Below are 21,113 nucleotides of genomic sequence, written 5' to 3' on the forward strand. Positions count from 1 at the left end.
GTGTCGGGTACTGTTGACATTATTATATGCTATAAAATATTTTTTGTCAAGTAATTTCTTTTAATCTTTCCTAAATATCTATCTTACTTCTAATTTTAAATTTATTCATCTAATATTTCAACTACCATACTCTCTTTTAACTTAACCTCATCTTTTCTCTGCAGGTATTTCTCTATGTCAAATATATTTCTCTTATCATAATCTTCAAGGAACTTATAATTCTTATGTTTGGTTATGTCAAATTTATCTGAAAGAAATGGTCTAACTCCTCTTAATTGGTAGATACATTTCCCACCATCCATTACAGTTATTTCATCTTGACTCATTAATTCTTTTCCAGTTTTTTGATAGTTTAAACCAAAACTCTTTTGATTTGATCTTGTTTCTGATGTGTTATATAGGTCTATGGTTTCTTTGCCTAGGCTTTCAGATAATTCTTTTAATGTTGTTCTTTCTTTGCCTCCTAAAAATAACGTCGAATCACAATTGCCAACTATGGTATCTGCATTATCTTTATAGATACTTTTTAGTTGTGATTGTGCTTGTAATATTATACAAGCTGATATTTCTCTACTTCTAATAGTTGCTATCAGCTTTTCAAATTTAGGAATTAAGCCGATATTTGCGAATTCATCAAGTAGGCATCTCACATGAACAGGAAGTCTTCCGCCATATTCATCATCTGCTTTATCACATAATAGATTAAATAATTGTGAGTACATTATTGATACTACAAAGTTAAATGTATCATCTGTATCCGATATTATTACGAATAAAGCTGTTTTCTTTTCTCCAAGTGTATCAAGCTCCAGTTCATCTTCTTTCATTAAGTCCCTAAGTTCCTGAATATCAAATGGAGCAAGCCTTGCTCCACAGGATATAAGGATTGATTTGGCAGTTTTTCCTGCTGCTAGTTTGTATTTCTTATATTGTTTTACTGCAAAATGATTTGGCTTTTCTTTTTCTAATGCTTCAAACATATAGTCTACTGCATTTTTAAAATTTTCATCTTCTTCTCTTACCTCACTTGCATCTATCATAGCAAGTAAAGTTGTAAAGTTCTGTTCTTCTTTAGGAGCTTCATACCAGATATATCCTATAAGTGCTGTGTAATAGAGTTTTTCAGCTTTCACCCAAAAATCCTCAGTTGATTTTTCTCCTTCTCCCTTAGTATTTGCAATTATTGTTTGTACTAATTTCAAAATATCTTTTTCACTTTTCAAGTATGCAAAGGGATTATATCTCATGGATTTTTTAAAGTTTATTGTGTTTAGTATTTTTATCTCATATCCATTTCTTTCCAACATTTTCCCACATTCCAAGACTAATGTTCCTTTTGGATCGGTTACTACATATGAAGAGTGCATTTGCATGAGATTTGGCTTTACAAAAAACCTTGTTTTACCACTACCAGAACCTCCAATTACCAATACATTTTTATTTCTCGCATATTTTGGATTTTTAGGTCTATTGTTCATGGTAAGTCTTTCAGTTTGAGTTAATAGCACATTGTTTTCAAACTTCTTGTCAATGTATGGCTCAATATCTTTTTCATTTCCCCATCTTGCCGATCCATATTCTCTGCCCTCTCTAAACTTTTTTGCTTTTTTCTTTTTCTGTATAAGGATTAACTTAATAACTACTGATAGAATTAGACCGGGTATCAGATTTTTTATTTTTAATGATGGAATATATTTTAAAGTATCTATTTGACTAAAAGCTACTAGAATTCTATCTATTATATCTCCTCCTACATAAGAGTTGACATGGCTTGCAAAGATATTTCCTATATAAAAAAATAAGAGGTAAGGAAGATTTTCTAATACAAATTTCTTCTTATCTCTTATCTTAAAAACATTTTTTATATCTTTTATTATTTCATTTAGTATTTTCGAATTAATCACTTCCTCTCCATAAAAAAGAGTAGATTTCTCTACCCATTAGTATCTTATTTATCTTTTTTATATATTATTACTGGAACTTGTTTTATTTTTTTACCTATCTTTTTTCTTTCCAAGACAAAAATCATATTCTCATTTCTTTTAAAATATCCTAAATCTCTATGATAGCTTATACCACACTTGCAATGTAATAGACCTATAAACTGTTGCTTCATCTTTGAGTTACATATGGGACATATTCTTTTATTTGTCATTTTAAACCACCATTATACTTATATTTTACTTTCAAAGGTATTTTTTAGTTTTTTCCCTAATGCTTCTGTTCTCATTTTTTATCTATAGATAAGAGAAATTCTTCTACTGGATGATTCCATCTTCTTTTTCATAGTATTCAACAATAAAGCTATTCATGCCTTCTCATCATATATATTATATATCTAAGTGCTTTTATTATAAACTTTGTTCCTGATGCTTATGTTTAACCTTATCTCTGTCAATAGTATCTTTGACTTTATCCTTGAAGTTATTAAGCCTTTCTATTACAGATTTTCTTTTTCTTGACTTATCTTTAGTAAATTTCTGGACTGTCTTTTTAAAAGCTTGTTCCATCACTTTTATTTCTTTTGCTTGAAAAAAGATAATGTTGTTTCCATTTTCTAAATCTTTCTTTATGGAAAATTTCACCCCATATCTTTTTAATTCTTTTTTCAATGCTTTTAAGTCTATGTCATTTAATTCTAAGGTTTCTACTTTACCTTTTTTTACAAGATCTTTTACTTTTACTTTTTTAAATTTTTCTAAGGGTCTTGACTGTTCTGTCTGCGCTTTATGTTTATTTATTTCTAATATTTTCTTCATCAAATTTATAACTTGCTTGGCTGTAACTATCCCCGCTTTTTTTACTATGGCTATTGTTCTGCTATTTATATCATCATTTTGCATTCACTCACCTACTTTCATTCTTTTTTTAATATTTCATAGGCTAATTTTGATTTCTCCTTCATTTTTTCTATTCTTCTATTTTCTCCTGTAAATATAATGGGACTGCATATTTCAAGTATCCTTGAGTAAATTCTTTTATCTTTTATAGTTTCAGGATTAGTTAAAGCTGATATATTTAAGTTTGTTGTTATAATTAGAGGTTTCCCACTTCTATATCTACTATCTATTATGTTAAAGATATGCTCAGCTGCAAAATCTGTATCTCTTTCCATTCCAAAATCATCAATAATTAATAGTTTCTTATGATTTAGGTTATCTATATACTTACTCTTATCAATCTCAAAGTTAGTCATATCATTTAAAATTACTGAAAAATTTGTCATTTTGACTGATATTTCTTTTTCTAGTAAAGCATTTGCTATAGCACTTGCAAGATATGTTTTTCCACATCCCACATTCCCTATGAGAATTAATCCTATATTATTTTCATATATTTCATCAAATTTTTCCACATAATTTTTTGCTACTTTTTCATGCTCACTATCTTTGTCCATATTTTTAAAATTCCAATTTAATAAGATAGGATCAGAAAAACACTCTTTTTTTAAGTGTTCAATTTTTAAAAGCCTTTTATTTTCTTTTCTTTTTTCTTCCTCTAATTTTTGTCTTTCTTTTTTACATTGACATAAAATACCAACTTTTTTTATTTCTCCAAAGAAGTCTATTTCTTTTTCAATTGGTGTTTTACATTTTGCACAATATTTTAATCCTGTTTCTTGATCTATATAACTCCTATTTTCTTCATCTTTTGATGGACTATTTGTTTCTGCATTTTTTATTTTCTGTTCTAGGATTTCTTTTATTAATTCCATATGCTCCTCTCCTATCAAGTATTTAAAATTTCTCTCCATATATCCTCATCGTTACTATAGTCATAGTTTTCTCTTTTCTGATCTTCTCTCTTTATGACTTCTATGTTTCTAATATTTTCATCTGCATTGTATAAGAGAGTCAGTAGATAAGCATTAATGTTTCTAATATCCTTTGGAGCATTTTCTCTTAGGTATTTCAAAACATAGTCTATGTGTTTATAGTTAAGACTTAGAAATTTTTCTTTAAAATTTTCATTGGATATATGCCTCCCTCCTATTTTAATGTTTGTAAAGCTAGTTAAGGCTTTTACAAGTACATTTATCATTACATCTACTTGCTTCTTTTCTTCTATTCTTACTTTTTCAAAGATTTCATAAGATATATTCTTTTTTATAGTTTCTTTTAATTCTTCCTCCTCCAAAGTTTTTTTGATTTTTCTCCTAGCTTTTCTAAGGGGGATATGGGGGTGGTATTATTAAAATCAGTATTATTAGTTTCAGTATTATTAATATTAGTATTATTAGAGTCCTCTTTTGAAACTTCTTGAGGTTTGTTTTCTAAACTTCCTGAAGTTTGTTTTTTAAACTTCTTGAGGTTTGCTTTTGAAACTTCTGTAGTTTTATTATTTTCTGTGTAAATAAAGTTCTTTACATAGAGTAAATTTGGCTTTCCAAGTCCTAACCTCTTTTTTTCTAATAATCCTATCTCTTCAATTTCTTTCATTACTTTGACCGATTTATTTCTCCCCCAATTTAATACTTCCATAATTTCTTCTATGGTATAGATAATGTATACCTTGTTTTCTTCATCTAACCATTTATTCTTAATTGACAAGCTCATTCTATCGAGTAGAATTCCATAAAGAATTTTTGCTTCTACGGATAGTTTTTTAAAATTTAAGTCGGTGAATAAAGTTTTGGGAATCCTAAAAAATGAATATTGTTCTGATTCATTGCCATAATAGTATTCAAATTTAACTATTTCTTTCATCATAACCCCCTTTCTTTTCATATAAAAAGAGATAGCTTTGATTTTGCTATCTCTTTTTCATCGTTTTAATCTATTTATTTTTATATTTAAATTACTTTTATTCTTTCATTCACCCCTTCTATCACTTCTATAATAAAATATCCTAGCACTGGTAAACCATAAGGACTAAAAAGATATGCTAGTATAAACGCATCTATAGCAAGTGCTTTTTCTCCATGATAAACAGATCCTAAAAATCCCATAATAGCGATAAATGAAATCAGTTTGAAAAATATTGTGCTGAGTCCTAATACAAACGTTAAAAATAGAATTATGATACTTAACGCTATCCTAATAGGAAACAATATGATTTTGAAAAAAACTCTAAATATTATCATATTCTCTTCAATCCTTATTACTTATGTTTTCTTTTCTTTTTTGTTAATTTAATAAAAAAGATGACAGACTTAATCCTAAATCGTCTTGTTTAAAAGTTTTGTGGAAGCCTTTAAACTTTGATTTTAATGGATTTATTGTATCTGTCATCATTATATCACTGTCCCCACTACCGCTATGACCGAGTATTACATATTTTTTATTTTTCTCAATTTTGAGATTTATATTATTCAACGAAAACTCAGAATCATCATTTTTGTAGCACATATTATCTAGTTTTATAGAGTCAAAGGTATTTTCAGTAATATAAAAGTCATTTGCTTTTTTGTAGGTTAATAAATTTGTTATTTTATCCTTTATTTTACTGGCTCCTTTAATTTCCATAATTGCTGTTGTAGATTCTCCTATTGGACCCATCATCATATTTATGATTTGTGTTATCGCAATAAGACCACCTACTGTTAATTTCCCATTTATTACAAAATATCCTCCTAGAGAAAATGAGATGGCTATTATAATGTAGTTACCTAGACCAATTATCTGTGAATAAAGTCCTAAGCTAGTGTTAAATAAGTATAATGACCTTTCTAATTCTTCCAAAGATGCATCAAATTGTTTTAGAATTTTTGATTCTATTCCATAAGTATGTATTAAATCCATTGATTCAAAAACATCTTTAATCTTTTCAAGAAATTTATCTTTATTTTTTGAATACTTCGCACTTAATTCATCTATGTTTTTGCCCAGAAAAACTGGCAATAGTAATATTACAAATGAACAAAAAATCATAATAAAGGCCATTTTTATGTTTAATTTCATTAAATAAACCAAACAAAAGCATATCAATAAGCTATTTTTCAGAAGGTTTAGTATGTTTTCGAAATATTGATTGTCTATTATGTTCAAATCAGTTTCAAATACGTTTATCTTTTGAGATGAAGAAGTCTTCATGAAATCTTTATGTTCCATTTTAAAAAAGCTTTTTATGATATCTCTTTTTATTGATTTATGTATATTCTTTTTCAAATTTGCGTTGGATATAACCAACAAATAAGTTAATATGAAGTTTATGATAAATGATATTACCAAAAGCCAAATACTTTGTTTAAATGTCAGAGAGTCTCTGTTTATCATGCTATCCACAATCTTTTGGATGTTTCTCACAATAAAAATACTACATAAGCTTGTCACTATAGAAAGTATTACAATATACAATATCCTTAATTTTTGTGAGTTAAGATATTTTTTCATATACACCTCCATATAAAAATTTGGCATCTTTAATCAGACACCAAATTTAAATATGAATCTTTTAATATTAGTTAAGTATTATTACGCTGACCATTTTTTTCCTGAGTATCCTATAGATCCACAAACTACCATTCCTACTGATGCACAACCTGCGTTGTTTTTCTTCAAAAATTTAAATAACATTTTTATCTCCTTATGATAACTCTAATAATTAATTCTTTTGTTTACCGTTTTGTTGTTTTTCAAAATAATCAGATCAATTATGCTGACCATTTTTTTCCTGAATATCCAATAGATCCACAAACTACCATTCCTACTGATGCACAACCTGCGTTGTTTTTCTTCAAAAATTTGAATAACATATCTGTCACCTCCTTCAACCTTTGGATTCTCTAGAAAAATCCAGCTTTAATTTTTTATATGATCATTTAAAATGTCATAAATTTTTTTGTTGGAGCTAAGTCCTGTTAATATATTCCAGTTCACATAAAAATATATTATCTCTTCATTTTTCAGTAATAGTCTTATTGGTCTGGCTGATTTTCCAAAAACCATCCTATTTTGAGTGGCAAAATTCACCGAAGATACCACATCATCATTTTCCAAGGATATATCTTCAATTTCATCAAATTTTATTGTTTTATACCCTTTAAATTCTATGTATTTATCTGACAAAACAAACTCTCCATTGTGTTTAAACAAATTTTTCGCATTAAATCTTGTCATTATATTTTTATTTTGATTACAAATTTCTTCTATTGAAGAAGCAATATATTTGTCCATTAATCTATCCTGCTATTAAATTATTCATAACTTCATCAAAAAACCCATAGTACATTGGGCAGAACGGATCCTTACTTGTTATTTTGTCAGTATACAAGTAAGCTCTTGCTCGACATCCACCACCACATAAATATTTGAACTCACATTCTTTGCAGCCATCCATATCGTCTACTTCAACTCCGTATTTTCTTTTGGCATTATGTACAAGCAAACTCATAACGTCTTTTTCTAACAAATTTCCCATTTTGAATTCATCCTCCATTAGCATATGACAAGGATACAAGGATCCATCAGTTCCTACAGAAATCAGTTGTTCTCCTGTTCTACAGTTACATTTTCCTTCAAGGCAATCTTTAAGAGGAACATCTTCCACTTCTATTTCGTTAACTCTATAGTAGTCGACAATTTTTTTGAGATCATCTGTAGTCAATACAAATTCTCTGTTTTCATCGTCCGGTTTTACTGTAAATAAACTAAAACTTATATTTGTGCCTAGTTTTTTCGAAAGTTTAGTGTACTCATTAATGTAATCCACGTTTTTGTGATTAATAGTTGGCAGTATGGATAAAGTAATGTCTAATCCTTTTGCCCTGTCTATAAATTCCATTATTCTATCAAAAATTTTGTCTTCTCTTAGGAACGCTTTGCAATCTGAGCTGTAAGTATCCAAAGATACCGAAAGAACGTCAATGTATGGGGCAATTTTTTCTAACATATCAAAACTATGTACAGTACCATTAGTTATTACAATTAAATTATCTGGTTTTAGTTCTGTTTTGATAAGCTTCAATATTTTATCCAAATCTTTTCGTATCATTGGCTCTCCGCCAGATATAATAATATTTTCTAGATTTAATGGTTTTAAATTACCAACCACTTTTGTTAATTCATTAAATGATAGCTCTTTCTTATCACATCTCTCATCTTCTGAATAACATCCCTTACACTTCAAATTACATCTGTCTGTTATGTGTATGTAAGCATTTTTAACATTGAATCCTTTTGTAAACTCATTAACTTTTTTTATGAATTCATTTTCTACTAAAAACTCATACAAATCCTCATTGACATTTTTATCTTGTAAAATTTCCAGATAATCTTCATAAGTTTTATCGTCAAGCCCTAATACAGCTGAGTTTGCTGTATTAATCAAAAGATTTGCTCCGTTAAATTTTTCTGTTTTAACATTAGGATTTTTATACATATCTTTCACCTGCTTTTTCTTTTATTTTTAAAAATATTACTATCAAAGAAAATACCAAGAAGAAATTAATCAAACCCGTTGTCAGTACCGACTGACTGCTTACAGCGTTAATTTGTATTGAAGAATTGTTAGATATATTCTGAGAATTTCTAGCTATAGCTTCAAAATCCAAATTGATCAATTTTATAAAAATCAAATAACAAACTGAATATACAAGTGCAAAAATCCCAGATCCTATTATTTTTACTTTATCTTTTTGAATTTTTAAGATATTTATAAGCGAACAGCCCATTATTGATGAAACCAACGCCGGTAAAATAGCTCCAAAAACTAAAAACGTCACAACATTTAATGAATTTACAGTCGTTGATACTTTTACTATCAAAAAGCTCAGCGCTACTGAAGATATAACCAAAACTAAAATATTTTTTTCATAAATCCTCCTAAACAATCATTACTAATAAATTGTAGATTGCGTGTATGACAATAGGTAAGCTTAAACTTTTTGTTTTGACATAAATCCCCGATAACATAAGCGCCAAAGGTAGTCTGATTACTAAGTTTGTTAAAAAATCTTCGTTATTATGAAGGATAAATGCGAAAACAATACTTGATATAGCACAAGAAATAATGATACTCATTTTTTTAGATAACAGACTAATTAAAAGATGCCTGTATATGTACTCCTCGCCTGTGGCAACAATTAGATAATGCACTATCCAAAACCCCACAAATGTCATATCAAGTCTCGATCTAAATATTAAAAGATAGACGGCTACAAAAGATATAAAAATTACACTTGAAGTTTTTAAATATCTGAATACATCCAAATTATCTTCAATATTGAGACATTTTAATAATAATTTTGGAAGTATAATAAATGAAACCACAGTTGGTACTGTCAACATTAAAAACGGATTAGATACTTTTACATACGATAAAAGAATTATAAGCGTTAACAGTGATAACAAATTGATGACTACCAACGACATCGCTATTACTAAAGGATTTTTCTCATTTACATTTAAAAAACTAAAATCATAATTTCTACGTTTTTTTATCTCCATACACCTCACCTCTACTTTCAAATTGATTATACAATGGATTTTTAATTGGATTTTCAAAATGTATTAAATAGCCTAAAAAGTGGTATTAAAAAAACGAGCATCAAAAATTAGTTTTTAATCTAATTTTCAATACTCGTTTAATTCTTCAAATTTTTATAAAGAGCTTTGATTTTGCAGTTTACAAGGTACAATAATCAAAACTTTAAAAAAGCCATCTTCATATTTAAAATTATAAAATCCTTTTAATTTTTCTAAACGCAACTTTATACTCTTTATCCCAACTCCAAATCTATCCGATTTTGAAGACTTTATAAAGTCTTTCGAGAAATCTTCTTCAAGTTTTTCAGAAGGATTTTCAGTATATACATATATTTTTTCATCTCGATATATCAGTTTTATTATAATCGGAGAGTCAACATCTCCAACTCGTTCAACTGCCTCAATAGCATTATCTATTAAATTTCCTATTATCGCAGACAAATCTATCGAAATTTCCTTGATATTTAAGTCCTTTGGGATTTGAAGTGATATTTTATGTTTTATATTTAGTTGTTCCATTTTTTTAATTTTCATGCTTAATAGATAGTCAATCTCTGTCAATCCACTAAGATAAGTTGGATTGTCCAGTTTTTGTCCGACTATATTTTCAATTTGAGCTATAGCAAGATTAGTGTCACCACTTTTGATATTCATATCAACCTGAAGCAAAGTGTTTTTTAAATCATGTTTTAATCTTCTAAAATTCGCTTCATTTTCTATCTCTCTTTTTAGGATTTTGTTTTGTTCATCTATAACTTGATATTTAGACAGAATCAAGTTCTTTTCTTTGATTTTCCTGTGAAAAAAAACATAACAAAAATCCGAAAGAATCGCAACGAATATTAAAACAATACTTACTTTATAAGAATAATCTCCTAGTACCATGAGCATTACAAGGTTGCAAAGAAATACAATAGTAAGAATCAAATATTCAGTATTGTCCAAGTCAAAATTTTCGTAACTGCCATCTTTTATGAATTTTATGTACACATAAAACAATCCCAAAAAAGCTAAATACAAACTTATATAATAAAAAGAAAAATCTATGTCAAAAAAATCTTTGTATATGCTTGAACTAAAAAAGCTTAGTCCTACAACTTCATATAAAGTGAAATTACAAATAAAACTAATGACATAAAAAACTTTCTTGTACGCTGACCCATCAAAAAACATAAATGAAATAGCTAGATTTGCTACAGTTAAAAACGACAATTTAAGAAAAGTAGAATTTCCCATGAATTTATCCATAAGTATGATAATAAAAAAGCTGAAGAAAAGAATACTATTTTTCCTTATATTGATAAAATATTCATTGAAAAAAACATAAGAAATAGTCGTTTGCAAAAGCACAATAACTAAAAATGTAGTAAGAACTTTAATAGCTGCAATACTCATATTCCGACCTCTTTAGAAATAAATTTAGAATACAAATCAATGACACTTTTCTTTCTGTTTTTACTAATGGGTAATATTGATCCATCTATCATTATTACCTCATGAGCGTTTAAAATCTTGACTTTTTTTAAGTTTATAATGGTTCCGCTGTTTATCTTAACAAAAATTAAAGGATTGAGTTCTTTTTCTATATTCTTGATTTTCCCATAAAATGTCTCGTCATCTAATTCATTGTTAGTTTTCACCCTTAATTTTCTTCCAGATTCAGAAAATATAGCTATGATAGACGAACTATCTACTTGAATGTGATCCTTTCCTTTTTTAAAAAATACATAACTATTGGAGTTATTTATGTATTCAATAGCATCATAAAAAGCTCTGGCAAACTTTTTCGTATCAATAGGCTTTAACAAATATCGAAAAGGTCTAACTTCAAAAGATTCCAAGGTATAAGTTTCGTAACTTGTAACATAAATTATCAAAACTTGTTCGGAAAGCTTTCTCAGTTCTCTAGCAGTTTGAATTCCATTAATTCCTGGCATTTCAACATCTATAAATAAAATAGATGGAAAATCTTTCACATCTATCAATCTAAGTAGTTCTTCACCACTTAAATAAGCATCTATATCAGGTTTAAAATTGTCTAATTTTTGAGATAAATCATATATCATATCTTCTATTAAATTTATATGTTTAAGATCATCGTCACAGATAGCTATATTCATTGTGTCTCCTAACATAAGTTTTTTATGTACTCAAATTACACTCTTGATTAATTGTCATTTTATTCTTATTATATAAAATTCAATTTTCAAATTCAATACAAACTTTGTCATTATAATCTCATTTTATTGCACTATTCAAGCAAAAAAACGGCTGTCTATTTTTAGTGATCCCCATGTCAAGTGTAAGTGTCCTGCGTTTTGTTGCAATAAAAAAAGCAGATTACCTATTTTGCTAAGAATATCATACGGAGAAAATAATCATAAAATCAAGCGAAGTGAACCGTAAAAAATTGTGCTGTTTGAGTGCGTAGCACGAGTTCACAATTTTAGGTTCACAAGCTTAGAGTTTATTTATTTTCGTAGTCTAGATGTTCGTGCAAATTGGTTTTCTGCTTCGTAATTTTTGAAACTGCCTACGACAATTTTTGTAGACAGATGAATAATTTACGAGTTTTTGTAATTTTCTTCGTTCGTATCGGTGTCTATTTTTGTATGACCCTGTAAAGTGTAAATGTCCTGCGATTTTGTTGCAATGAAAAAAGCAGATTACCAAGTTTGCTAAAAATATCATACGGAGAAAATAATTATAAAATCAAGCGAAGTGAACCGTTTAAAAATTGTGCTGTTTGAGTGCGTAGCACGAGTTCACAATTTTAGGTTCACAAGCTTAGAGTTTATTTATTTTCGTAGTCTAGATATTTGTGCAAACTGGTTTTCTGCTTTGCAATTTTTGAAACGGTCTATTGTTCTCCAATCAAAAAAGAGCATCGCATGATGCTCTCATAATCTATTTTACTAATTTTTTAAGTGGTGTTTTCTTCAATGTTTCGATAAATACTTCATTTTTACCGAAGAACAATATTAAAGTGTAGCCTATGACGCTGATGAAGAATACTGCCAACAAGTTAAGCGTGTAATGTGTGATAAATTTTGTGACTACAAACTTTGTCAAAAGTATCCACAAAGCTCCTGCTACTGCATATTTCATTGTATAGAATAATTTGTCCATTTCAAAATAAACTCTTGCTTCTTTAAATTCAAATAGACACACAACAACAACTACTAATTCTGAAATCGCCGTAGTGACTGCTGCACCATTTTGTTGCCAAAGTGGTATGAAAACTAGATTTAACCCTACATTTACGAACGCCGATATCGTCGTCGCTTTTAAGTTCAACGCTTCTTTTCCCAATGGAACGTTCATACAAGTTGTGATTACTCCACCTGTTATTGCGAAAAATACTGACACTGCTAGAATTTGCAACGAAAGTGTCGCCGCAATGAATTTTTCTCCAGAGAGAATGTATACGATATTTTTGGATAATACTCCAAGTCCTGTACACATTGGTATCATTAATAATAGCAAAAAGCTTGAAATTTCTGTCAACAAATGTCTAAATTCTGTTTTATCATCCAATGTTGCAGCCTTTGATAATCTTGGAATTGTAACCATGTAAATTGCACCTAGCATTTGCTTTACAACGGAATACACCTTCACGCTTACTGCATATAGTCCTGTGTAAAAATCTCCCGAAATCCAGCCAAGCATTGTCATGTCTGCACTAACATAAACCAAAACTGCGATACTATTTGAGAAGAATAGCATGATGGGTTTAAAGTGTCTTTTCAGATTTAGTTTGAGAGTTGGTTTCAAACTTACATATCTTCTTACATGTAACATATTTGAAATGCACACCAAACCATTTACGAAAACCGTAAGTCCGGCGTATTTTAAGTAATCATCTTTGGTTTTTACTACGAAAAATAATAAAATTACACCAATAGTTTGAATTATGATACTTCTGATTGTAATGTACAAATAATCCTCGTGGATTGCGTTGACCCATTCAACTCCAAGTGTCGCGAAGATTATGGTCAAACTTTGAATGAAAACAAGCGTTGCATAGTCGTGCATTTTCACAGAAACTACGCAGAATACAGCCAAACAAATGTAAGAAATCAACGTAGACAACAAGTTGATGGAGAAAACTTCCCTCGAAAATTGATTGAGTTTTGTTCTATTTTCTCTGTATTTGGAACCTTCTCTGACTGCGTAATTGGTAATTCCAAGCGATGCAATCAGCATGAATATTTTAATAATTGAATCCCCGTAGCTTACCTTTCCCATGTTTGCTACTTGCAAAATTCTCGTAGCGTAAGGAAAAGTTATCAACGGGTACACAACGCTCAGCCCAACTTTGATTAAATTAAGCATCGCGTTTAATTTAAGTGATTTTTGCTTTGCCAAGTTCTTCCTCTCCTATGTGCAAAATTAATACTTACTATATTGTATCACACCTAGCTAGTTAGATTATTACAACATTTCAAAATTTCCAACAAAAAAATAACCGTCACTTCAGAACAATGACGATTATTTTCCAGGTAAAACCTGTATGGACTTTGCTGAAACTATTATACCACAAATTTTAAAAAAATTGTTATAACATTTCAACAAATGCACCAATTCTTGTATTTAATTGTCCGATATCTGATTTTGAGTAATCTGTTTCTACTGCAATATAAGGAACATTTTTCTTATCGTTGCAGAATCTTTTAATCGACAAGCCTTCAACTTGGTATGGAGTACAAGCTTGTAAATGCATGTCGATAACACCATCAACCTTATATTCGTCGATTAATTTGTCCAATAATTTAAGTCTGTTTTCGTTTGGACTCACACATGCGCAACCGATGTTCATGTATTTTCTAGCAATCGCATCAATCATATCTGGATTATCTTCGTCGACATTTTCATCGATAGCCTTTGCACCGCCGCAGTTTTCATAGCTGACAACAACAGCACCGTTATTTTCAACAGCTTCGATAACTTTTTCAGTAGCACCGCCGATTGGACAACCAGTAATCAAAATTCTTGGTTTGCCACTGATGTGCTTGTGTTCAGACATAACCTTAGCTTTTAATTCTTCAAGCATTTGTGGAATTTGTTCCTTGTCAAAATCAAATTGCACACCATTTAAAACATGCCACAATTCTCCACCTGTGATTGGCAAATCATCAGCCTTCATTATAGAATAGAAGTCCTTTACAGCAGATCTCTCAGCATTTTTCACTTCAATAGCATGCTTTAATTTTTCATCAGTGATTTCAACACCGAATAAATCTTCGATAGTCTTAATCATTTTTCTGATTTCTTCTTTCCATAAAATAAGACCTTGTTCAGTGTTCTTGTTTGGAAGCTCCATAACGTGAACCGGCTTGAATTCTCCCAAATATTCGTACATCTTCTTCTTGCCATCGCAAGTAGTTTCTCCAACAACCAAATCAGAGAAATAGAAGAACGGACACTTATCTGTCAACGCAAAACCATAAGAAGATTTGATAAGTGGGCATAAGTTTTTAGGCAAATCCCTCTCAGCATCTTGAATAGTTTCGTCACTTGTAGCACACAAACTAACACAAGTAGCACCAGCTGCAACAGCTAACTCTTGTGGAAAAAACGTACAAAAAATTCCTATAATAGGAATATCCTTATCCTTTATTTCTTTTACCTTCAAAAAAGCATTTTGACGACTTTCTGCAAAATCGTTAAAAACTTCTGGTAATTTCTTCTTTAAATCAACCATCTAATCACCTCTGGTTCAAATAATATCATTTAATCAATAATATATCAAAATGATAATCGTTATTTATAGATTTTTTCTATAAATGACCTCCCTCGCCCTCTCTCATAGATGATTTGAGTAAAATCTTGGAAATTTTCCAAAACCAAAAAAATCGTAAAAGAGCGAATCATTCGGAAAAAATTGTTTTAAATTAAATCAAAAAGCAGATTATCTATTTTGCTAAGAATATCATACGGAGAAAATAATAATAAAATCAAGCGAAGTGAACCGTTAAAAATTGTGCTGTTTGAGCGTTAGCGAGTTCACAATTTTAGGTTCACAAGCGATGAATTTATCAATTTTTGTAGTCTAGATATTCGTTCGTATCGGTGACTATTTTTGCTTTTATTGAAGATATGTTCGTATCTTTACTGCTTATTTATTCCTCAATTCATCCAACACTTCAGTCACAGTTTCCTTTTCAGAATAAGGAGTCTTTTCATTTCCTTTGAGTTTGATGAAGTTTTCTTGTCCTTTTCCCAAAAGTAGCACAAAATCTCCCTCATTTGCCATTTCTATCGCATGTTTAATGGCTGATTTCCTGTCCTTAATTCTGATGAACTCACCTTTTTCTTCCTCAATTCCACTGACGATATCATCGGCAATGTTTTCGTATGTGTCAAATTTCGGATCGTCCGTTGTAACCACCGAGAACACGTCGTTTTCGGCGGAAATCTTCCCAACTTCGTGTCTGATTTCACTAGTCCTGTCGCCACTCATTCCATAAACCGCGATTTTTCGTTTGTCGTTTGGCACAGATTTGTAAATATTTTCGAACGCTTTTGGAGTGTGCGCAAAATCAATCACAATATTTATTCCCTTGTCGTTGTTGATGAATTCAAATCGCGCCTCAACGCCTGTAAAACTTTCCAAAGCTTTGGCGATATCTTCCAATTCGTATCCCAATAAATTCACCGCAACAATCGCAGCCACTGCATTGTACACATCAAACATCGCAAATCTATTCAACACGAATTTCACGTTTTTGATTTCAAAATGCATCTTTCCATCAATCAATTCGACATTTTCTGCCCTAAAATCGGATTCATTTTCAAGAGAGAATGTATATGCGTCTTCAAATCGTGCCTTAGCTTTTCTTCCGTATTCATCATCTACGTTTGCTATTTTTTTCTTGGCATTTTCGAACAAAATCATCTTCGCATCGAAATAATTCTCCATATTTTTGTGAAAATCCATGTGCTCCATTGATAAATTGTTAAACACAGCCACATCGAAATCAATCCCGTCTAGTCTGTGCAAATACAATCCGTGGCTGGAACATTCCACAACAGCGTTGTCGATTTTTTTGTCCACAGAAAGCTTCAAAATCTTGTCGATTTCTGAGATTTCTGGAGTCGTGTTTGGCGTTTCGTATTTTTCTTTCGCGATAAAGGTACCGTTCGTGCCAATGTTTGTGCATGTTGAGTCCAAATTCTCCAAAATATGACTAATCATAGAAGATGTCGTCGTTTTGCCATTTGTCCCAGTAACTCCAATCACGTGAAGCTTCTTCGATGGAAAATCACACACCACATTTGAGATTTGTGCAAGAGCAACCCTTGCATCGTCGACTTTGATGTAGTTGATGCCGCCATTTTGTGTGACATCTTTTGTTACTACAATAGTGTTTGCGCCGTTTTCAATCGCCTTGTCGATAAATTTGTGTCCATCAAATTCCATCCCTGAAATCGCCACAAACACTCCACCTTCTTCGATTTTTCTAGAATCATTTGTCACATTTGTAATATCGTAGTCGTTGTTTTTTGTATAATCTATATAATCAATTTTATCTATAATATCAGTTAAGTTCATATTTTTCCCCTTTGGTTTTCATTTATATATTATTATATAACATCGGGCTACATATTAAAAAATAAAAAAACTGACCACTAGCCTAGTGATCAGTCTATAAATTTTATTATTTCATAAAAGCTATCGCAGCTGCTACTGCTACGATTCCAACTATAAGTCCGAAAACAAGTCCTGAAACTATACTTACTATCGCTGATTTCACACCAACGGCAAGCATTCTTTCATCAGAAATTCTGTCGTAGAATACTGCTGAATACAAGACAACTCCAACTATCATGCCTACAATTGAAGGAAGGAATGTTGTTGGAAGTGCCATCAACAAAATGTTAATCAACGCTTCACAAGCTACATACACTCCAAGTCTTGTGTCTCTTTCTACAGGATTTGGAACTGGTGAAATGTCCTTTTTAGTGAAATGGAATATAATTCTACACACTGCATAGTAGAAAAACATCGATATAACAGCCAAAATAATAGTATATGTTATTGGATTCAATCCAGTTTTTGTTACTTGTTCCAATTGTTGTGCTTGTTCTGGGTGAAGCTTGAATTGTACTATTGATGCCGCAAACGTGAACACTCCGTACAACAAGAACAATATTACAAATGCACCTTTTTTATTGAATTTTTCAATAAGTCCATGTAACATTGAGAAAATATTTTGGCAGAAACCAGCATAACCTGAGCTTTCTCTTTGAGTGTAATCTTCAATGTATTCTTCTTCGTCATCTTGACCTTCAAAGAAAAAACTATCGTCTGTTTTTTCGTAATGATCTTCTTTCGTATTAGAATAATTATCTTCTTGTGAAGCTTCAAAATAATTGCTATTTCTGTCAGAATAACTGTCCTTATCTTCGCTGTAACCGCCTCTTACATCTTCTTTTTCACTAAAATAGTTGCCGTCTTTAGTGTATTCACTGTCGTCATTTTCAAAGCCTTTGTAATCTCTATCGTCTGACATATTCTCCTCCTACTTTTTATTAGTCGTCTTTTTTATCCTTCTCGTCTTGTTCCAACAAAACCTTCTTCCATTTGTCTAGTTGTGATTCTTCTTCCTTGGAAAGTTTTGGTGTTTGTGGGTCCAATTGCTCGAACAAATCCAGCATAACCTCACTCACAACAAACCTCGTGAACCATTTGTTGTCCGCAGGAACCACATACCAAGGTGCATAATCAGTTGAAGTATGCTCCAACATATCTTCGTAAGCCTTGTGATATTCGTCCCAGTTTTCTCTTTCCAAAATATCACTTGCTGCAAACTTCCAATGTTTTTCTTCCAAGTTAATCCTATCCAATAGTCTTTCTTTTTGTTCGTCCTTTGACACATGCAAGAAAAACTTCACAACCTTGATACCATTATTGTCCAAATATTTTTCGAACGCATTGATATCTTCGAATCTTTTATTCCAAAAATCGTCGTCGTTTTTTTGATTAACCAAATTGTGAACTCTGGTTACCAAAACATCTTCGTAGTGTGATCTGTTGAAAATCCCAACTTCTCCATAAGAAGGAGTTGCCTTTGTAATTCTCCACAAATAATCGTGATCCAATTCTTCTGTGGAAGGTTGCTTGAAGCTTGTAACCTTGCAGCCAGCAGGATTAAGCGCGGTGAACACCTTTTTCACCAAACTATCCTTACCCGCAGCATCCATCGCTTGAAGTACAACCAAAATTCCTCTTTTGTTTTCAGCGTATAATTTTTCCTGAAATTCAAACATTTTTTCCAAATTTTGTGGAAGAATTTCTTCCTTCACTTCTTTTTTTGAATATGAATCGTCTTTTTTAGTGCTAAATTTTTCCAAATCAACTTTTTTATTAGGTTTTACCCTGTATTTCTTAATATCCATAACTTACTTCCTTTTAATATCGTTATTATATATTTATCCAAATTGGGTAAAAATAAAACAATTTCATTCACTGAATTAATTATATCATTTGTTCAATTTTTCTTCAATAGTTTACTATCACATTAGTATTACGCGGAATTTATTTGACAATCACCATTTTATATAATAAATTCATATTAACCAAAAGGAGGAACTATTATGAAAATATCAATACTAAATTTAATACCAAGATTTATAGATGAAACTGCCAAACAATCCATCGAACGTGGATTGGAACTTGCAAAATGGGCAGACGGACAACACTTCGAAAGATATTGGGTTGCAGAACACCACAACTCCAAATCAATCTCATGCTCAGCAACAGATTTGATTATCGGATATATTTTGGAAAATACAAATAGAATAAAAGTCGGAGCAGGTGGCGTAATGCTTCCTAACCACACACCATTTCAAGTTGCAGAAAGATACGGAACCCTCGAAACATTATATCCCGAAAGAATTGATTTGGGAATTGGAAGAGCGCCTGGAACAGACATAGAAACAGCGAAATTAATCTATCGTGACACATACAAAGAAGATAACTTCAAAGAAGCTATCCGAACTTTATTAAGCTATTTTGAAGAAGAGGCAGAAAACTTCAAAGTTCGTCCATATCCTGGAGTTGGCACACACGTTCCAATATATATCTTAGGAAGCTCCATGACATCTGCGCACATCGCAGCACAATTGGGACTACCTTATTCATTTGCAGGACATTTTTCGCCAAACACCGTTGATGTTGCACTCAAAATCTACCGCGAAGAATTCACGCCATCGAAGTATTTGGACAAACCATACGTAATGCTTGGCGTGTCTGCAAACGCAGCTTACGAGAAAGACGCTGCAGAACAAATCAAACAACAAGCCATCTCCATATTCTTGCAAATCCAAAACAGAAACAATAGAGATGCATTCTTAAAAGCTGACCCTAACAACAGCCCAGAACTCACATCAATCGAAAAATTCATGATAAGAACTGCCCGTGGACTTCGAATCGAAGGAGATGTGAATTCTGTAAAAGACCAATTCATGGAAATAAAACAAAAATACAATCCAGACGAAATCATCGCCGCATCCTACATTCCTGATTTCAAATTATTAAAAGAAAACTATGAAATCATACAAGATTTAGCGTTGAATGATTAGAAGGCTATTGAAAAACCATCCAGAAATTTCTGGATGGTTTTGTGTTTTAATAAAAGAATCAGGAGATGACTCCTGAAATATGAAATAATTTAAGCAGTAAACCGATCATACTAAAAAAATCAAACCATCATACACGAATATCGGATATTAGTGCATGATGGTTTATCTACTATTGTTCTGCTTTTCTAAAAGAAAAACTTTCAGGCAAATCCTGAAAGTTTTACATTATTTCGTCTATTGTTGGGATGGATTCTCCCGATCCTTTTCTGGTTACAGTCTTTGATGATGCTTTTGTGGCAAACTCCATCGCTTCTTTGATGGATTTTTGTTGATCTAACATAACAGCCATCGCTCCAATGTAGCAATCCCCTGCTGATGTTGTGTCAACGACCTTCGCTTTGATGGCATCTTGTGTAATGTGTTCTTTTTTCGAAAAATACTCAGAGCCATTTTCTCCCAAAGTTATTATCACAGAACCTACATTTTTGCCCAGCAATTCATTAGCTGCTTCTTTTAAGTTTTCTTTGGTTGAATATCTCAAAATTTCATTTTCATTAGGCACGAACAAATCCACTTTGTCCAAAATATTTTCCACTTCGAACTCACTTGGAGCAGGGTTTAATATTACAAAAACTCCCTTTTCCTTCGCTTTTTTAATAGCATATTCATTGACTTCTTGCGGAATTTCCATTTGCAAAATCAAAATATCGCATTCATCCAAAAGTTCGATGTTATCATCTATGTCTTGGATTGTAATAGCATAATTTGCCCCATGATCCAAAACTATTTCGTTTTGTCCAGTTTTGTCCACATTTATTAGCGCAGTTCCTGTGTCCACATCTTTTTTTATAATGTTAGTTGTATCCACACCGTATTCCTTCATATTTTTGAAAATAAAATCAGCGTCCACATCATTTCCCACGCACGCAAGAAACTTTACATCTCCTCCCAATTTTTGGCAAGCAATCGCTTGGTTTGCCCCCTTGCCACCGACTGATCTGCTCTTTGATATGGACGATATTGTTTCTCCAGGTTTCGGGAAATTTTCCAAATTATATGTAGTGTCTACATTCACGCTTCCTATAACTAAAATTGACATAA

General features: G+C 31.2%; 19 protein-coding genes and 1 pseudogene. 1 reads left to right on the plus strand and 19 read right to left on the minus strand.

What is annotated here, in order from left to right; genetic code table 11:
- Positions 1 to 101: 101 nt before the first annotated feature.
- The 18 genes and pseudogenes from ACU68W_RS02895 to ACU68W_RS02980 all read right to left on the minus strand — a co-directional run bounded on the left by ACU68W_RS02895 (position 102) and on the right by ACU68W_RS02980 (position 18,827).
- On the minus strand, positions 102 to 1,904 hold the full coding sequence (locus ACU68W_RS02895) for a VirD4-like conjugal transfer protein, CD1115 family (protein ID WP_070736945.1): 1,803 nt from the start codon (positions 1,902 to 1,904) through the stop codon (positions 102 to 104).
- Between the two features lie 44 nt (positions 1,905 to 1,948).
- Positions 1,949 to 2,155 (minus strand): hypothetical protein, encoded by a 207-nt coding sequence (locus tag ACU68W_RS02900; protein WP_022620867.1) that lies wholly within the window; start codon positions 2,153 to 2,155, stop codon positions 1,949 to 1,951.
- 196 nt (positions 2,156 to 2,351) lie between these two features.
- Positions 2,352 to 2,843 (minus strand): PcfB family protein, encoded by a 492-nt coding sequence (locus tag ACU68W_RS02905; RefSeq protein ID WP_446756082.1) that lies wholly within the window; start codon positions 2,841 to 2,843, stop codon positions 2,352 to 2,354.
- Between the two features lie 14 nt (positions 2,844 to 2,857).
- Positions 2,858 to 3,715: an ATP-binding protein gene (locus tag ACU68W_RS02910; RefSeq protein ID WP_002838954.1), complete on the minus strand. Its 858-nt coding sequence runs from the start codon at positions 3,713 to 3,715 to the stop codon at positions 2,858 to 2,860.
- A gap of 14 nt (positions 3,716 to 3,729) precedes the next feature.
- A pseudogene (locus ACU68W_RS02915) lies at positions 3,730 to 4,706 on the minus strand (replication initiator protein A).
- 86 nt (positions 4,707 to 4,792) lie between these two features.
- Entirely contained in the window at positions 4,793 to 5,083 is a 291-nt protein-coding gene (locus tag ACU68W_RS02920; RefSeq protein WP_000583243.1) for a CD1845 family protein, read from the minus strand.
- A 43-nt stretch (positions 5,084 to 5,126) separates the two neighbouring features.
- Positions 5,127 to 6,332, minus strand: coding sequence for an ABC transporter transmembrane domain-containing protein (locus tag ACU68W_RS02925; protein ID WP_446756083.1), 1,206 nt, complete (start codon positions 6,330 to 6,332; stop codon positions 5,127 to 5,129).
- A 408-nt stretch (positions 6,333 to 6,740) separates the two neighbouring features.
- Complete coding sequence (locus ACU68W_RS02930) at positions 6,741 to 7,115, minus strand: hypothetical protein (protein ID WP_304066091.1); 375 nt, start codon at positions 7,113 to 7,115, stop codon at positions 6,741 to 6,743.
- A 4-nt stretch (positions 7,116 to 7,119) separates the two neighbouring features.
- Complete coding sequence (locus ACU68W_RS02935; RefSeq protein WP_304066094.1) at positions 7,120 to 8,319, minus strand: radical SAM/SPASM domain-containing protein; 1,200 nt, start codon at positions 8,317 to 8,319, stop codon at positions 7,120 to 7,122.
- On the minus strand, positions 8,312 to 8,704 hold the full coding sequence (locus ACU68W_RS02940; protein ID WP_446756084.1) for a hypothetical protein: 393 nt from the start codon (positions 8,702 to 8,704) through the stop codon (positions 8,312 to 8,314). Before ACU68W_RS02940 ends, ACU68W_RS02935 begins: the two co-directional genes overlap by 8 nt.
- A gap of 58 nt (positions 8,705 to 8,762) precedes the next feature.
- Positions 8,763 to 9,386: a CPBP family intramembrane glutamic endopeptidase gene (locus ACU68W_RS02945; RefSeq protein ID WP_311437644.1), complete on the minus strand. Its 624-nt coding sequence runs from the start codon at positions 9,384 to 9,386 to the stop codon at positions 8,763 to 8,765.
- Between the two features lie 153 nt (positions 9,387 to 9,539).
- Positions 9,540 to 10,820 carry a GHKL domain-containing protein gene (locus ACU68W_RS02950; RefSeq protein ID WP_306479274.1) on the minus strand — a complete coding sequence of 427 codons (1,281 nt, stop codon included), beginning with the start codon at positions 10,818 to 10,820 and terminating at the stop codon, positions 9,540 to 9,542.
- The gene (locus ACU68W_RS02955) at positions 10,817 to 11,545 is read right to left on the minus strand and encodes a LytR/AlgR family response regulator transcription factor (protein WP_306479275.1); all 729 of its coding nucleotides are present in this window, start codon (positions 11,543 to 11,545) and stop codon (positions 10,817 to 10,819) included. Before ACU68W_RS02955 ends, ACU68W_RS02950 begins: the two co-directional genes overlap by 4 nt.
- A gap of 787 nt (positions 11,546 to 12,332) precedes the next feature.
- On the minus strand, positions 12,333 to 13,793 hold the full coding sequence (locus ACU68W_RS02960) for a flippase (RefSeq protein ID WP_094223956.1): 1,461 nt from the start codon (positions 13,791 to 13,793) through the stop codon (positions 12,333 to 12,335).
- Between the two features lie 190 nt (positions 13,794 to 13,983).
- Entirely contained in the window at positions 13,984 to 15,129 is a 1,146-nt protein-coding gene (locus ACU68W_RS02965; protein ID WP_094223957.1) for a double-cubane-cluster-containing anaerobic reductase, read from the minus strand.
- 414 nt (positions 15,130 to 15,543) lie between these two features.
- Positions 15,544 to 16,980: a UDP-N-acetylmuramoyl-L-alanyl-D-glutamate--2,6-diaminopimelate ligase gene (locus tag ACU68W_RS02970; RefSeq protein WP_446756085.1), complete on the minus strand. Its 1,437-nt coding sequence runs from the start codon at positions 16,978 to 16,980 to the stop codon at positions 15,544 to 15,546.
- 106 nt (positions 16,981 to 17,086) lie between these two features.
- On the minus strand, positions 17,087 to 17,941 hold the full coding sequence (locus ACU68W_RS02975) for a beta-carotene 15,15'-monooxygenase (protein WP_446756086.1): 855 nt from the start codon (positions 17,939 to 17,941) through the stop codon (positions 17,087 to 17,089).
- A gap of 19 nt (positions 17,942 to 17,960) precedes the next feature.
- Positions 17,961 to 18,827 (minus strand): polyphosphate kinase 2 family protein, encoded by an 867-nt coding sequence (locus ACU68W_RS02980; protein WP_110058589.1) that lies wholly within the window; start codon positions 18,825 to 18,827, stop codon positions 17,961 to 17,963.
- A gap of 198 nt (positions 18,828 to 19,025) precedes the next feature.
- Between ACU68W_RS02980 and ACU68W_RS02985 the strand changes: the two genes are divergently transcribed.
- The gene (locus tag ACU68W_RS02985) at positions 19,026 to 20,012 is read left to right on the plus strand and encodes an LLM class flavin-dependent oxidoreductase (protein WP_446756087.1); all 987 of its coding nucleotides are present in this window, start codon (positions 19,026 to 19,028) and stop codon (positions 20,010 to 20,012) included.
- Between the two features lie 220 nt (positions 20,013 to 20,232).
- Here the strand turns inward: ACU68W_RS02985 and rbsK are convergent, their stop codons facing one another.
- Complete coding sequence (rbsK, locus tag ACU68W_RS02990; protein ID WP_446756088.1) at positions 20,233 to 21,111, minus strand: ribokinase; 879 nt, start codon at positions 21,109 to 21,111, stop codon at positions 20,233 to 20,235.
- Positions 21,112 to 21,113 lie beyond the last annotated feature (2 nt).

It is taken from the genome of Finegoldia sp. P2-F-LR (assembly GCF_052932265.1).

What these genes read in the sequence shown, in the direction of transcription:
- ACU68W_RS02975 (WP_446756086.1), bottom strand. Translation starts at nt 17,941, where the DNA reads ATGTCAGACGATAGAGATTACAAAGGCTTTGAAAATGACGACAGTGAA.
- ACU68W_RS02980 (WP_110058589.1), bottom strand. Translation starts at nt 18,827, where the DNA reads ATGGATATTAAGAAATACAGGGTAAAACCTAATAAAAAAGTTGATTTG.
- ACU68W_RS02985 (WP_446756087.1), top strand. Translation starts at nt 19,026, where the DNA reads ATGAAAATATCAATACTAAATTTAATACCAAGATTTATAGATGAAACT.
- ACU68W_RS02935 (WP_304066094.1), bottom strand. Translation starts at nt 8,319, where the DNA reads ATGTATAAAAATCCTAATGTTAAAACAGAAAAATTTAACGGAGCAAAT.
- ACU68W_RS02965 (WP_094223957.1), bottom strand. Translation starts at nt 15,129, where the DNA reads ATGGTTGATTTAAAGAAGAAATTACCAGAAGTTTTTAACGATTTTGCA.
- ACU68W_RS02925 (WP_446756083.1), bottom strand. Translation starts at nt 6,332, where the DNA reads ATGAAAAAATATCTTAACTCACAAAAATTAAGGATATTGTATATTGTA.
- ACU68W_RS02945 (WP_311437644.1), bottom strand. Translation starts at nt 9,386, where the DNA reads ATGGAGATAAAAAAACGTAGAAATTATGATTTTAGTTTTTTAAATGTA.
- ACU68W_RS02970 (WP_446756085.1), bottom strand. Translation starts at nt 16,980, where the DNA reads ATGAACTTAACTGATATTATAGATAAAATTGATTATATAGATTATACA.
- ACU68W_RS02955 (WP_306479275.1), bottom strand. Translation starts at nt 11,545, where the DNA reads ATGAATATAGCTATCTGTGACGATGATCTTAAACATATAAATTTAATA.
- ACU68W_RS02910 (WP_002838954.1), bottom strand. Translation starts at nt 3,715, where the DNA reads ATGGAATTAATAAAAGAAATCCTAGAACAGAAAATAAAAAATGCAGAA.
- ACU68W_RS02905 (WP_446756082.1), bottom strand. Translation starts at nt 2,843, where the DNA reads ATGCAAAATGATGATATAAATAGCAGAACAATAGCCATAGTAAAAAAA.
- ACU68W_RS02920 (WP_000583243.1), bottom strand. Translation starts at nt 5,083, where the DNA reads ATGATAATATTTAGAGTTTTTTTCAAAATCATATTGTTTCCTATTAGG.
- rbsK (WP_446756088.1), bottom strand. Translation starts at nt 21,111, where the DNA reads ATGTCAATTTTAGTTATAGGAAGCGTGAATGTAGACACTACATATAAT.
- ACU68W_RS02900 (WP_022620867.1), bottom strand. Translation starts at nt 2,155, where the DNA reads ATGACAAATAAAAGAATATGTCCCATATGTAACTCAAAGATGAAGCAA.
- ACU68W_RS02950 (WP_306479274.1), bottom strand. Translation starts at nt 10,820, where the DNA reads ATGAGTATTGCAGCTATTAAAGTTCTTACTACATTTTTAGTTATTGTG.
- ACU68W_RS02930 (WP_304066091.1), bottom strand. Translation starts at nt 7,115, where the DNA reads ATGGACAAATATATTGCTTCTTCAATAGAAGAAATTTGTAATCAAAAT.